The organism is Spongiibacter sp. UBA1325 (genome assembly GCF_002306875.1).
In the GTDB taxonomy this organism is placed as follows: domain Bacteria; phylum Pseudomonadota; class Gammaproteobacteria; order Pseudomonadales; family Spongiibacteraceae; genus Spongiibacter; species Spongiibacter marinus.
The window spans coordinates 115,779-129,506 of sequence record NZ_DBTD01000011.1 but is presented as its reverse complement, the minus strand read 5'-3'; the positions used below and the strand labels follow the sequence as shown (position 1 = coordinate 129,506).

General features: G+C 57.5%; 8 protein-coding genes. 6 read left to right on the top strand and 2 right to left on the bottom strand.

The window, feature by feature from the left end; all coding sequences use genetic code 11:
- Positions 1-7 precede the first annotated feature (7 nt).
- Entirely contained in the window at positions 8-2,713 is a 2,706-nt protein-coding gene (locus B3K78_RS16420) for a winged helix-turn-helix domain-containing protein (protein ID WP_286696295.1), read from the bottom strand.
- Positions 2,714-2,763: 50 nt separating this feature from the next.
- On the bottom strand, positions 2,764-3,789 hold the full coding sequence (locus B3K78_RS16415; RefSeq protein WP_286696294.1) for an NADP-dependent oxidoreductase: 1,026 nt from the start codon (positions 3,787-3,789) through the stop codon (positions 2,764-2,766).
- A gap of 221 nt (positions 3,790-4,010) precedes the next feature.
- On the opposite strand from B3K78_RS16415, the gene B3K78_RS16410 reads away from it, so the two are divergent.
- The 6 genes from B3K78_RS16410 (at position 4,011) to B3K78_RS16385 (ending at position 13,665) form a co-directional block, all read left to right on the top strand.
- Positions 4,011-5,948 (top strand): hydantoinase/oxoprolinase family protein, encoded by a 1,938-nt coding sequence (locus B3K78_RS16410; RefSeq protein ID WP_286696293.1) that lies wholly within the window; start codon positions 4,011-4,013, stop codon positions 5,946-5,948.
- A gap of 15 nt (positions 5,949-5,963) precedes the next feature.
- Positions 5,964-6,332, top strand: coding sequence for an acetone carboxylase subunit gamma (locus tag B3K78_RS16405; RefSeq protein WP_286696292.1), 369 nt, complete (start codon positions 5,964-5,966; stop codon positions 6,330-6,332).
- A 12-nt stretch (positions 6,333-6,344) separates the two neighbouring features.
- Positions 6,345-8,486, top strand: coding sequence for a hydantoinase/oxoprolinase family protein (locus B3K78_RS16400; protein ID WP_273035969.1), 2,142 nt, complete (start codon positions 6,345-6,347; stop codon positions 8,484-8,486).
- Positions 8,487-8,528: 42 nt separating this feature from the next.
- The gene (locus B3K78_RS16395) at positions 8,529-10,775 is read left to right on the top strand and encodes a hydantoinase B/oxoprolinase family protein (RefSeq protein ID WP_286696291.1); all 2,247 of its coding nucleotides are present in this window, start codon (positions 8,529-8,531) and stop codon (positions 10,773-10,775) included.
- Between the two features lie 73 nt (positions 10,776-10,848).
- Positions 10,849-11,667 (top strand): hypothetical protein, encoded by an 819-nt coding sequence (locus B3K78_RS16390; RefSeq protein WP_286696290.1) that lies wholly within the window; start codon positions 10,849-10,851, stop codon positions 11,665-11,667.
- A 9-nt stretch (positions 11,668-11,676) separates the two neighbouring features.
- The gene (locus tag B3K78_RS16385; protein WP_286696289.1) at positions 11,677-13,665 is read left to right on the top strand and encodes an acetoacetate--CoA ligase; all 1,989 of its coding nucleotides are present in this window, start codon (positions 11,677-11,679) and stop codon (positions 13,663-13,665) included.
- Positions 13,666-13,728 lie beyond the last annotated feature (63 nt).

Here is a 13,728-nt window from a genome sequence, read left to right as displayed (position 1 = left end):
TACGTATTTAGGTTAGGCCAAGTGCCGATGCGTTGCTGATCGCTTGGGTGCGGGTCTTTGCATGTAGCTTGTGGAAGATATTTTTAAGATGGAATTTAACCGTGTTCTCGGAAACGAATAGCTGGCGTGCTATGCCCTTGTTGGTTTGACCTTTTGATAGCAGTAAGAGTATTTGCATTTCTCTCTCAGTTAGTGGTTCCTTAATTTTTATTGGCGCTGATTCTACCTTCGTGAGACCTTTTGCTTGAGTACAGTGGCAGAGGATTGTGTTTATATATTGCCTAATATTACTAGGCCAGGGCATGTCCTCGTGCGATTTTATAAGAGCTACTAACTCGGGGCCCTCATCTAAAATGGTGCGAACGAAGCCATAGTCTGATGCCAAAGTGAGCGCTATTTTCAGCTCTTGATAGGCGAGATCACTTTTTCCTTGTCGAGATTTCCATAGCGCTTTCAAGAGCCGTAACTTTAGCTCTCTGGGAATTCGTGTTTTGTCTTGAGCTTCTTCAATAGCGTCATTCAGTTTTGAAACAAGTGCATCGTCCTCTCCGAGATAAACGGCTAATCGCAAACGTCCCAGCCCGGGATCTTCACAAGCTTCAGAAAATGTTAGATAGGGTCGAGGTTTTTGTGATTGTTCTATCTGGATGATGTTATCTGCGATACGTTTGGCTTTCTGAATGTCGCCAAAAATAATAGCTCTGCGAACAGACTCCCAGTGGCAAAGCTGAATTACTCGGGGCCAGTTTGCAGTGATACCGATGTCTTCGAGCGACTCCAGCAATGCCTCTGCCTCAGTTTTTTCTCCGACGGCATCGTAAAGTCGAATCATAGGAAGGTAAGCTGCCGCTACGAAATCTAAAAGTAAACCGGTATCGATCTCTTTGCGATATTGCGTGAACACTTTTAATGCTGTGTCTGTGTCGCCACATTCATACAATGGGTAAAGAGTGCAGCAAACGGACGCGACCGGTGCGTACGAGTCCTCGATATCGAGCCCTCTTGCTTTTAGTGCCGATATGCTGCGCTCGCAGGCTTCGCCGACACGCCCTTGCAGGTAGCAACTGAAGATGGTCAACGCGGTATTGTAACCTGCGAGAAACGGGGCTTTGCCCTCATGACTGTGGTTGCGACCCAGCGCGATATGGTAGCGAGCGGCTGTATAATTGCCATGGGCAATGTCGTTGAATGCCTGGATGTTGGCGGCAGCGCCGAGTTCGAAGGCCCAGAAGCCTTCCGCCTCGTGATTCTCGGTATTGATAATGCTGGCGTCGGCAAAGCAACGGTCTAAATTGTCTAAAGCCATTTCTACCACTGCCATGGTTATCTGCCGCTCGGTGCGGAACTGGCTGTCGAGCTGCGACTCATCGAGATTGCGCAGTATTTCCAGATAGGGCAGCACCTTGTTGCGGCGGCGCAGAAACGTCAGCGCCCAGGTGATTTTTACTGCTAGCTGCGGGTAGTCGCGAATGTGATCAATGGGTAGTCGTGCTGCCCAGCGTTCGACGCTATGCAGAAAGGCGTTGGTAATTTGTTCACTGGCCCAAGTGTCCATTGCCTGAGTTGCAAGATGGTAGTTGTTGGCATTGAGGGCGTGACGCATCGCATCTTCATATAGCCCGTGCTCCATCGACCATTCTGCTGCACGAGTGTGAATCTTGCGGTATCTGCTCACCGACCGTTTTAGCATCAGTTCATGCAGGTAATGAGCAAACAGCGAGTGAAACTGGAACCAATAGCGTTCATTGTCAATGTTATTAAGAAATAAGCCTTGTTGTTCTATTTGCTCCAATAGTGACTGACTGTCGGCTCTACCAGTTATGTATTCGCAGAGCTCAGCATTCAGTCTTGGAAGCATTGCACAGCTTAGCAGGAAGTCTTGGGTATCTTTGGGTTGCTTTGCAAGCACATTGCTTGACAGGTATTCCGTGATTTGGAACGGCGTGTAAGACTCGAGGTTGTTCAGTGATTCCCTTACCGGCATTCGTGAAAGTGTCAGACGAAACAGTTGCAGGGCCGCGGGCCAGCCTTCGGTCCGGCTGTATATCGTCGACAGCTCCTCCTTGCTCAGCGAAAGCCGTTGCTCGGTAGTGAAAAACTCGCGGGTTTCGTCCAGTGAAAATTTGAGCTCGTCGTAGCGGATCAGTTCGACCTGCTGATTGACCTGCATTTCCGGAATGCCGATACGCGGCAGCGAGCGGGAGCCGATAAACACGCAAACGCGGGCGGGCAGGTTGATGATGATATTGCGAAACAAGGCCTCGACCTCGCCTTCATCGATGACCTGAAAATCGTCAAAAAACAGGTGAATATCCCGGTCCATTTCCAGCAGCCGGTTATTGAACTGGTCCGCGAGCCCCTTGGGCAGCGATGTTGCGGCGGCCGCCTGTTCGTGTGTGGGGGGGCAGGCGTCCTCAAGCTGAGAAAGCAGATGATTGAGGTGGTTCATCAAGCGGGTGAGATCGTTGTCGGCGTCGTCGAGTTTCAGCCAGGCGGTTTGAATGTCGCGTTGCACACTGTCGCGCAGTAATTGCTGCAAGAGGGTGGATTTGCCATGTCCGGCCGGCGCCTGCACCAGAAAACAGTGCACAGAGGGGTTGTCACGGATACGGCGAATCAGGGCGTCACGGGAAACCAGCTTGCGGTCCCCGCCGGGGACCTGAAACTTTTGCTGGAACACGGGTGTGCGTTGACTGCTGGGCTTTGCGGACATGGCAATGCGATCTTTTTTATTGTTTTTACCGGGGGCTGAGGACGGGGCGACTACGCCGGTTCGGCGATTTGCACCATCACTTTGCCGTCATTATCCCCAGTGTACAGCGAACGCAGCGCCTCGGGCGCTTTTTCGAGCCCATGCTGACAGTTGAGCCGGAACTTGAGCTGCCCGTCACGTAGCCACTGGGCCAGATAGCTCTGCATGCGCGGAAAATCGGCCGCGTGGTCCAGAATCACAAAGCCCTCAATTTTCAGGCGCTTCATAATGCTGTTGTGAAACATATAGGGGCCGGGAACATTCTCTGCCGAGTTATACATGGAGATCAGACCACAAATGACCACCCGGCCGTTGTTGTTCATCAGCTTCAGGCAGCTGTCCAATACGGCGCCGCCCACATTTTCAAACTGCACGTCGATGCCGTTTGGACAGGCTTCCGCGAGTTGCGCCTCGAAGTCATCGAGCTTGTAGTTCACGGCAGCATCGAAGCCTAGGGTATCGGTCAGCCACTGGCATTTGGCGTCGCTGCCAGCAGTGCCGACAACGCGACAGCCACTCAGTTTGGCGATTTGCCCCGCGAGGCAACCCACCGCGCCAGAAGCCGCGGTGACCACTACGGTTTCTCCGGGGCGGGGCTGGCCGACATTGAGCAGCCCGTGATAGGCCGTTGGTCCGGCGATGGCCATGATGCCAAAGGCCATGTCCAGCGCCAGTCCGTCGGGCGCGGTGAACGGCTGTACCTGAGTGGCGTCCAGAACGGAGTAGTCCGCCCATTCTCCCAGTGCGGTGACGAGCTGCCCGGGCTGGTAGAGTCGGCTGCGCGATTCCACCACCTGGCAGAGGGAGAATGCCTTCATGCAGTCGCCAAGGGCGATCGGCTCCATATACAACTCTTCGCGCTCCCCCAGCCACAGGCGGTTGGTGGCATCCATGGAAATCAGCAGGTTTCTGACCAGCAGCTCACCTTCTTCGGGAGTCGCAACGGCACGCTCCTGCAGGCTGAATGTTTGGGCATTGACCAGAGATTCGGGGCGGGTGTCGAAGCGCCAGTAACGGCTGGACTGGGGTCGGCTCATGCCTTTGACTCCTTTCGTGACTCATTATTATTTATAGGAATACCCCTTTGTACCCCAAAAGGTCGGGAGCAATCATCTACCCGTTAGGGTAGTGCTCGTTCCTTTTTAGACTTCGCATAATTTCCCGCAACGTCAGCAGCAAGAACTGCTCGTATGGGTAGTAGTCCGCTATGGGCTGCTTCACCAGAATGGCCACATAAACCAATAAAAAGAGAAATGGCATGGGAAAACTCATCAATATTGATAACGGCGGCACCCTGACCGATATCTGGGTTCTGGATGGTGAGAACTCGTATCACACCAAAACCATTACCACGCCGTATGACCTCAGCAAGTGCTTCTTTGAAGGCTTGAAAAAAGTCTCGGAAGACATTTACGGCAAGGAAGATCTGCGGGCGCTGCTGCAATCCACCGACCATATCCGCTACTCCACTACTCAGGGGACAAACGCGCTGGTCGAACGTAAGGGGCCAAAGCTTGGTCTGTTGCTCAACGGCGGTGACCGCAGTTGGTGCTGCGACGACGATCAGCAGCGTGCCTTGTTCGATGGGCTGCTGGGTGACCGCATAGCCGTGCTCCCTGCCGATGCGGAAAGTGAAGTTTTTCAGCGGGCGTTGACCGATGCGGTGAACAGTCTGTCTGCAAGCGGTGCCAGCCGTATTGTGGTGGCCTACACCGGAGAGGATTATGCCGCGCAGGAGAGCGCTTTGCGCAAGGCGATGCTGCGCGCCTATCCCCGGCATCTGCTGGGCTCGGTACCCGTCCTGTACGCCAGTGCGCTGTGCCGTCACAGCAATCCGAATACCCGCCTGTGGACCTCGCTGTTCAATGCGTTTCTGCATCCGGCGATGGAGCGCTTTCTCTACAACACCGAAGGCGATCTCTCTCAGTACCGCATGCGCAACCCTCTGTTGGTCTATCGCAACGATGGCTACTCGGGGCGGGTGGCAAAAACGGTGGCGCTGAAAACCTACAGCTCTGGTCCCCGCGGCGGTGCAGAGGGGGCGCTGGCTTACAGTCGCTACTACCAGGCCAAACGGGTAATCACCATCGATGTGGGCGGCACTACCACCGATATCGGCCTGATTGAAAACGACCGCATTGTCGACAACCGCTACGGGCTGGTTGAAGGCGTGCGCTGTGCCGACCCGCTGGCGGAAATTGTCAGCGTCGGCGTTGGCGGTGGCTCGATTATTCGGGCGGAGAACGGCGCGATTTGTGTCGGGCCGGAATCGGTCGGTGGTGCGCCTGGTCCGGCCTGCTTTGGCATGGGCGGCGAGCTGGCCACCATCACGGATGCGCTGCTACTGATGGGGCTGCTCGATCCCAAGACGTACTTCGGCGGCAAGCTGGCATTGCGCGCCGACAAGGCCGAGGCCGCTGTGCGCAAACACGTTGCCGAGCCGCTGGGGCTGGATGTGCCCTCCGCCTGTCTGCAAATGCTGGATGCCTGGGCGGGAAAAATTGCCGACGGCATTCGCGACTACACCGACATTACCGACGACTCCGTGCTCATGGCCTTTGGCGGCGGCGGCCCCATGGGCGTGGCGGCCATCGCCAGAAGTGCCGGCATTGCCAGTGTGCTGATTCCGCGCTTATCGGCTGTGTTCAGCGCGCATGGCATCGGCTTCAGCGACATTGCGCATATCGCCTCTGAAACCGTTGATGGTGGCGACGGCGATGCTCTGAGCCGTGCCTTTGACGTGCTCAAAGACCGGGTGCTCAGGGATATGCGCACCGAGGGTTACGAGGCGGAAGAGTGCCGCCTGGAAGCCTGGTGCGACACCGAGCAGGGGGCGGTAGACCTGCCGATAACGGCGGAGTTGTCACTGGCTGATGTCTCCCTGACCGATGAGCGGCTGTTGCTGAACGTGCGAGCCGTGAAGGCGATTCACCATGCCCGTCTGGCCGACCAGGCCGACCTGCAGGCCATGACAGCGGTGCCCGAGGGCGAGCGTTCACTGCTGGTCGCGCAAGAGAGTACACAAGCGGTGCCGGTGTATCGCGTCGAACAGCAGCAGGCCGGCGCACAGGCCAGTGGCCCGGCGGTACTGGAAGAAGCCTTCTGGACCTGCGCCGTGCCCGATGGCTGGGATTTCCGCTTCACCGCCAACCGCGACATTTTGCTGAACGTGACCAGCCAGCGTCAGACGAGCTGAATAAGGAGAAAAATAATGAAAGTTCAGGCAACCGAATACCTCAGGGTCGACCTCAATGAAGAGCAGTGGGAATGCAATCGCTGTGATCATGTGCTGGGTTCTGCGCGAGAAAACTACAAGCATTTTTTGCTGATCCACGACCGCAACCCCCGCGAAGTTCACGAGCCGCTGCTGGATCCAGAGCGCTATCGTTTTTGCTTCTCGCCAGACCCTGAAGTCTGCGTGATCTATGAATTTTACTGCCCCAACTGTGGCGTGATGATGGATGTGGAATACACCGTTCCCGGCCACGCTCCCCTGCACGATCTGGAGTTGGACATCGACTCGCTGCGGGAGAAATGGCGCGGTGTGCCTGACAGCAGTGCTGGCAGCGTCAAGGCATAAGGGGGTGAGCAGATGAGACGTATTGCAGTAGATATCGGCGGTACCTTCACCGACTGCTTTGTCAGTTGGGATTCCCGCTTTGTACAGACCAAGGCACTGACCAGTCACCACAATCTGGCATTGGGCTTTAATGATGCGCTGGATCAGTCCTGCGAAATTCTTAACGTCGACCGGCGCGAGTTGTTGCAGGCGGTGGATTCTGTGCGCTACGCCACCACTCTGGGCACTAACGCGCTGATCGAGCGCCGTGGTCCCAAGGTCGGCCTGCTGATCACCAGCGGCTTCGATAGCACCATTCCCATCTCACGCGGTCGCGGGTACGGCGATGGTCTGCCGGATGAGAAAGCGCGCGACCTGTCCCGTGCCCGGCGCCCCGATCCCATTGTTCCCATTGCGCGGATTCGCACCGTCAAACAGCGGATGAACTACCGTGGCGAGGTGTTGATGGACCTCGATGAGCAAGATGTGCGCAACAAGCTCAAGGAGCTGGTGGATGCCGGTGTGCAGGCCATCGTGGTGAACATGATCAACTCGGTGGAAAACCCCGAGCACGAGCTGCGTATTCAGGAGATCTTCGAAGAGGAGTTTCCCTCCTCAATGCTCGGCGCGATTCCCATGGTGCTCTCCCATCAGGTGGTCGGGCGCAAGGGCGAATACGTGCGGACCTCGTCGGCCATTATCGACGCCTTCCTGCATTCCGCCATGTATTTCGCAATGAACGCGCTGGAGCAGAACCTGCGGGAAAACGGTTACGACCGGCCGATGCTGTTGGTGCATAACTCCGGCGGTATGGCGCAGTTGAACTCCACCGATGCGCTGAAAACCCTGCACTCGGGCCCCGTTGCCGGCATTCATGCCGCCGGTCAGCTCGCCCTGCAGGGCGATGTACAGAATATTGTCTGCGGCGATATGGGCGGTACTTCCTTCGATATCGGTCTGATTACCGAGGGCGGCACCAAGCACTACGATTTCAGCCCGGTGGTTGATCGCTGGCGAGTCACCTTGCCGATGGTGCACCTGGTGACATTGGGGGCCGGGGGCGGCTCTATTGCCAGCTACGACCCCATCTTCGACACCGTGCGCATCGGCCCGGAAAGTGCGGGGAGTGACCCCGGTCCGGCCTGCTACGACCGCGGCGGTATGAACCCCACCGTCAGTGATGCCGACCTGATCCTCGGCTACCTCGATCCGGAGAACTATGCCAAGGGCGCGATTCCGTTGAATAAGCGTCGCTCGTATCAGGCGCTGGAAGATATCTGCGACGAGATGGATATCGACGAGGTGGACGCGGCTCTGCTGATCAAGTCCATGGCCGACAGCGAAATGGCGGCGGGACTGGTGCGCGAACTCAATGGCGGCGGTTATCAGGCCAGCGACTTTGTCTTTCTGGCCTACGGCGGCAATGGTCCGCTGCACTGCTGCGGCATTGCCGACAAGGCGGGCATTCGCCGCATTCTGGCGCCGCCATACAGCAGCGTGTTCTCCGCCTGTGGTGGTGCCGGGCTGGACCAGATGCACATCCACGAGAAGAACGTCTCACTGGGTTTTTACAACAAGCACACTCGCTCGTTGTACAACCAGTACGACGCTTTCAACGCGCTGGTTGCCGATCTGGAAGAAAAGGGGCGACAGGATCTGCTGCGTCAGGGCTTCAAGGACGAGGACATTCAGTACGTGCTCGAACTGGATATGCGCTATGGCATTCAGAAAATGGAAATCAGTATCGCGCTGGACAATCGCCGACTGAGCAAACCGGGCGAAGTGCTGGCCGCCATTGAGCAGATGAACGACGACTTCGGCAAACGCTACGGCAAGGAGATCGTATCGCCCGAGTCGGGAGTGTGGGTCACCACCATTCGCGTCGTATCACGGGTGGATTTGGGCACGGTCACCTTTGATGATCTTGCGCCTCCTGCGCAGCGTATCGCGCCGCCGACGCCGGTGGCACATCGGGAGTGTCACTTCCAGGCCGCCGACGGTGCGGTAGCCACCCCGATCTACGGTATCGAGGCCCTGCAGCCCGGCGTGCAGATCGATGGACCCGCCATCGTCAATCCCGGCGAAACCACGTACCTGGTCGAGCCCGGCTGGACCTATGTCGCGGCAGCACAGGGCGCGGTGTGGTTTCTGCGCAATACCCCCTCTGACGAATAACAACAAGAAGCCGGCGGTCGCCCGTCGGCTCAGGAGAACATCATGACAACGAATACCCCCGCATTGAATCCGGATACCGCCGACGAGAGCACGCTGGTCAATACCTTTCTCAGCAAGAACCGGGCGTTTCTCGGCCCCGATCCGGAAATTCAGCGCAACCACCATGTGGCGCCGCGCAGCGAGCGCGAAGAGCGCGTCCTCTCCGGCGAGGTCGACAATAATCTGTTTGCCGAGATCCGCTCCGGTTTGCGGGCCGCGCTGGACGAGACTTTCAAGATTGCCGAGATGACGGTGGCCTCACCTGCGGCGCAGTGCGCGGATATGTCTACCGGTTACTTCACCGCCTCGGGTGACCTGTCACTGGCCTCGACCCGCGGTGTGGCCGGCTTCACCGTAAGTCTGCATTACCCCATTCGTTTCATTCGCAAATATTTCGAGCAGGATGAAACCGTGGGCATTAAAGAGGGCGATGGTTTCCTGCTGAACGACGCCCACTACGGTGGTATTCACAGCCCGGATCAGCACCTGTTCATGCCGATTTTTGATCAGGGCGAAATCGTTAGCTGGTGTGTCTGCGCGATGCACGAAGGGGAAATCGGCGCGCGGGTGCCCGGGGGTATGGGGCCGATGATTGAATCTCCCTGGGACGAAGGGTTGCGCGGTTCACCCATGAAAGTGGTGGAAAATTACGCGCTGAAAACCGATCTGGTGACCTTTCTGCAGAACAGTTGTCGCGAGCCTCAGACCATGCTGGCCGACCTCAAGGCGCGGCTGGCGGCCTGCTGCCGACTCGAGCGCCGGGGCAAGGAACACATCGCTCGCTATGGCGTTGATTCGGTTATCGGCTTTCTGCGCAGCAATGTGGAATTCATGCGTGACGAAGGGCGTCGACGTATTGCCGAGCTGCCGGACGGCACTGTGCGCACCCAGTTCTACATTGATGACACCATGCGCGAACCCGCGCTGATGAAGGTGGTGTACAACTTCACGGTGAAGGGTGACAAGGTCATCGTCGATCTGCGTGGCAGCTCGCCCGAGCTGTTTAACCGTCCCATCAACAGTCTGCTCAGCACGCAGGTGCTGGGTGTGGCAATCACCCTGGCCCACCATATCTGGCCGGATATGCCTTGTGCGCAGGCCATTATCGACTGCTTCGAGTTCATCACCGATCCGGGCACCATTCCCGACTGTAGCGATCAGGTGCCGGTGGCGCTGTGTGTGCAGCCCATGTTCAAAATCATGACGGCTGCCGAACTGGCCTTCGCCAAACTCTACTTCGGTGCGCCCAAGCAGTACGGCAAAACCAAGGCAGGATGGTTTAACCAGCCCGCCGCCATTATCTACGGCGGCATCAACCAGCATCAGGATTCCTGCGGCAATATGTGCGGCGACCTGAACGGCATGGCCGGGGGCGCAAAGTGCGATGAGGACGGCGAACACAGCATCGCCCCCTGTTTCGGTGCCAATGTGGATATCGGCGAGAGCGAAGAAGCGGAAGAGCAACTGCCATTTATCTATGCAATTTCCAAACGCATCTGGCCGGGCAACTGTGGCTTTGGCAAATTCCGCGGCGGCGCGGCCTACGAATACGGCCTGATGCGCTACGGTGAACAGCCTTTCGGCTTCCAGACCTTTACCGCTGGGTCCTACTTCCCGTCGACCTTCGGGCTGTTCGGCGGCTATGCCTGTCCGACCTATGGCACGGCGCGGGTACGTGGCAAAAACCTGTTCAAGACGATGAAAGAAACCCCGGAGCTGTTCGAGGCGTCCATGGCCACCATCATGAATGAGCGGCCCATCGAAGGCGCCGAATACACCAGTCATTCGATGGCGGTGGCTTTTGAACTGTATCCGGAAGGTGAGCTGTTCATGACCAGTCAGGGCGGCGGTGGCGGCTACGGCGATGTGCTGGACCGCGATCCGGAGCTGGTGGTGAAAGACCTTGAAGAAGGCCTGATCAGTCACACCACAGCCAGTTCGCTTTACGGGCTGGTCTACGACGAGAAGACCCTGGCTGCCGACCTGGACGCCACGGCTGAGCGCCGCGACGCCATACGCCGTGCGCGTATTGAGAAGGGCCTCAGTTGGGATGCGTTTATGGCGACCCGCGTCAAGGCGCAGCCACCCGAGGGCGTGCCGTTCTTCGGTGCCTGGAACGACTCCAAGGAACTCTACTGCGGGCCTTTCGGCAAGGCGCTTCCCGGTGAACTGCCGCCGATTATTTTGCCTGATCCCAAAGACGTGGAGATTCAGGAATTGAAAGCGAAGCTAAACGCTTTGCAGGGCTAGTCCGGTCGGTGCCCCAGGGCACCGCAACGCCAATCACAATAATGACGGGATGAACATGCTGGAATCCAACGCCATGAATACACACCAACTCTGGCTGAATGCCCATGCATTTGCCGAAAATGTTCTGAATCAGGGGCGGGTGCTGCAATGGCACAACCCGATTGAATTTGCCGAGAACTACAAAAAAATCCAGGGCATTGTTTCGGCTGACCGCCTCAGTCTGCCGCTGATGGGGTTTCTCGACTACTGGGTCGATGCCCATCCCCATGTCCTGCAGACCATGACCGGCAAACGCCGGGTGCGCTATGCCATCAAGAAATTGCTGACCAATGAAGACATGCGTCAGGAACTGCGCGAACTGGTGGCCGCCTGCTGCGCGATGGTGCCCTGCGAATTGTTGATTGAACTGCCGTCCAATGCGGCGCTCATCGCTTGGGCCCACGGTCTCGCCAATCCCGGCGAAGAAGTGTCTGGGCTGAGCGATCTGGATATCGACTCTACCTCGGTCTACCTGGCTGATACGGTGCGACAGCTCAAGGCGGCCGGTATCGCGGGGGTGGTGAGCACGCTGTCTGATGCCGACATGGCGGCGGGGGCGACCGTGGAGCTATACCAGCCGTTGATGAATGTGGCGGCGAACTATCACTGGCAGTTTGCTTTCCGTTGCCCGGTGACGGCCACTGCAGAGCGCTTCTCTGCAGGTGACTGGCATTGCCTCGGCGGTGATATGAGCAGCCAGCGCAAGGACCTTATCTCGCTGCCTGCGGCGTTCTGGTCTGCCGAGGCCTCGGATGAGCTTGGTGACGCGCCGTGGTATTACGCGGAGCTGCCCGCCTTTGTCGAGCCCGAGCAGGTTCGGGAGAAGCTGACGCAACTGCGCGGTTTGGCCTAGGAGGTGCCCATGATTGTCGAAGGGCGAAAACTCTGGGAGCCGTCCGCGGCGTTTGTTGAAAGCAGCAATATGACCGCGCTGATGCACTGGCTCGGCGAGCGGCAACACCTGCAGTGCAAGAACTATAAGGAACTGTGGCAGTGGTCGGTCACCCAGCCCGAGGCGTTCTGGGCGGCGATGTGGGACTACTTCGAGGTGATCAGCGATACGCCTTACGAGCGCGTACTCAGCGATCGCCAGATTCGCCCCGGAGTGCGTTGGTTTGAAGGCAGTCGGGTAAATTTTGCCGAACATATCCTGCGCCACAAGGGCAGCCATGCGGCAATTTCGGCTATGGCCGAAACTCGTGATCTGGAGGTCACGAGTTGGGATGAGCTGGCATCGCAGGTGCGCCGCGTGGCAACGAGGCTGCGCGAGTGGGGGATTCGCCCCGGCGACCGCGTGAGTGCGGTGATGCCCAATCGACCGGAGACCGTTGTCGCCATGTTGGCGGTGATCAGCATTGGCGGTGTGTGGAGTAATGCGGCGCCTGAGTTTGGTACTCAGGCGATTCTTGACCGCCTGGGCCAGGTTGAGCCCAGGCTGGTCTTTTTTGGCGACGGTTATGAGTTTGGCGGCAAACGCTTTGATCGCACGGCCATGCTGTCTGAGCTGCTGGCGATGTTGCCCTCTGTGGAGCGGGTAGTGCGGCTGGATGTGCTGGGTGACTGCCCCGCGTTTACAGCCGATGCCGAGGTCAGCGACTGGCCGGGTTTGATGGCGGCCGCTGATCCGGGAGAGGCCGTGTTTCAGTTTGAGCGGGTCGCCTGTGATCACCCGCTGTGGTTTGTGTTTTCCTCCGGCACAACGGGCCTGCCCAAGGCCATCGCTCACTCCCATGTGGGCGTGCTGATTGAAATGCTCAAGTTCATGACTTTCCACATGAACCTGAAGACCGGCGATAACAGTTTCTTCTACACCACCACGGGTTGGGTCATGTTCAATCTGGTGGTGGGGATGATGCTGACCGGTGCCGGTGCCATTCTCTACGATGGCAGCCCCGTGTATCCGCAAACCGATATGTTGTGGAAGCTGGCAGAGCAGAGTCAGGCCAGTCACTTCGGTGCCAGTCCGACCTATGTACAACTGATGGAGAGCAATCAGGTGGTGCCGAAACAACACTATGCGCTGGACAAGCTCACCACCGTGCTGGTCGGCGGCTCACCGTCCATCCCCTCAACCTTTGCGTGGTTCTATCAGAATGTGAAGAACGAGCTTTGGGTGACCTCCCAGAGCGGCGGCACTGAAATCGCCAGTGCCTTTGTTGCCGCCACACCGACGCAGCCCGTCTACGCTGCCGAGATACAGGCGCGGGCGTTGGGCATGTCGGTAAAAGCCTTGAATGACAGCGGAGAGCCGGTGATTGATGAAGTGGGCGAACTGATCTGCGATACACCATTTCCGTCTATGCCGCTGTACTTCCTTGGCGATGACGACAACAGCCGTTACTGGTCTTCGTATTTTGAAGAGATTCCCGGTGTCTGGCGGCACGGCGACTTTATCAAAATCAATGAACGCGGTGGCTGTTATATCTACGGTCGCTCCGATGCCACCTTGAACCGCTTTGGGGTGCGCATTGGCACCTCAGAGATCTATCAGGCAGTGGAATCCCTGGACGGTGTCAGCGACAGTCTGGTGGTGTGTATTGAAACTGCAGACGGCGGTTTTTATATGCCCTTGTTTATCAGTATGACTGCGCAGCAACGCTGTGATGAGGCGCTGAAGCAAGAGATCACCCGCAAGCTGAAAACTACCTGCTCGCCCCGCCATGTCCCCGACGAGATTATTCCCGCCCCCGACATTCCCTACACGCTGACCGGCAAAAAACTGGAGGTGCCGGTGCGTAAAATTCTAAAGGGGGCCAAAGCCGACGAGGTCGCCAGCCGTGGCTCCATGCGAAACCCTGACAGCCTCGATTTCTTTGTCGATTTTTATCGAGAAAAGAAGCACTGGATATGAGTTTGCTTATGGGCTTTTAAGGACTCCCCGAATGGGTAGTTAAAAGCCGAGCTTTTCTAGCGC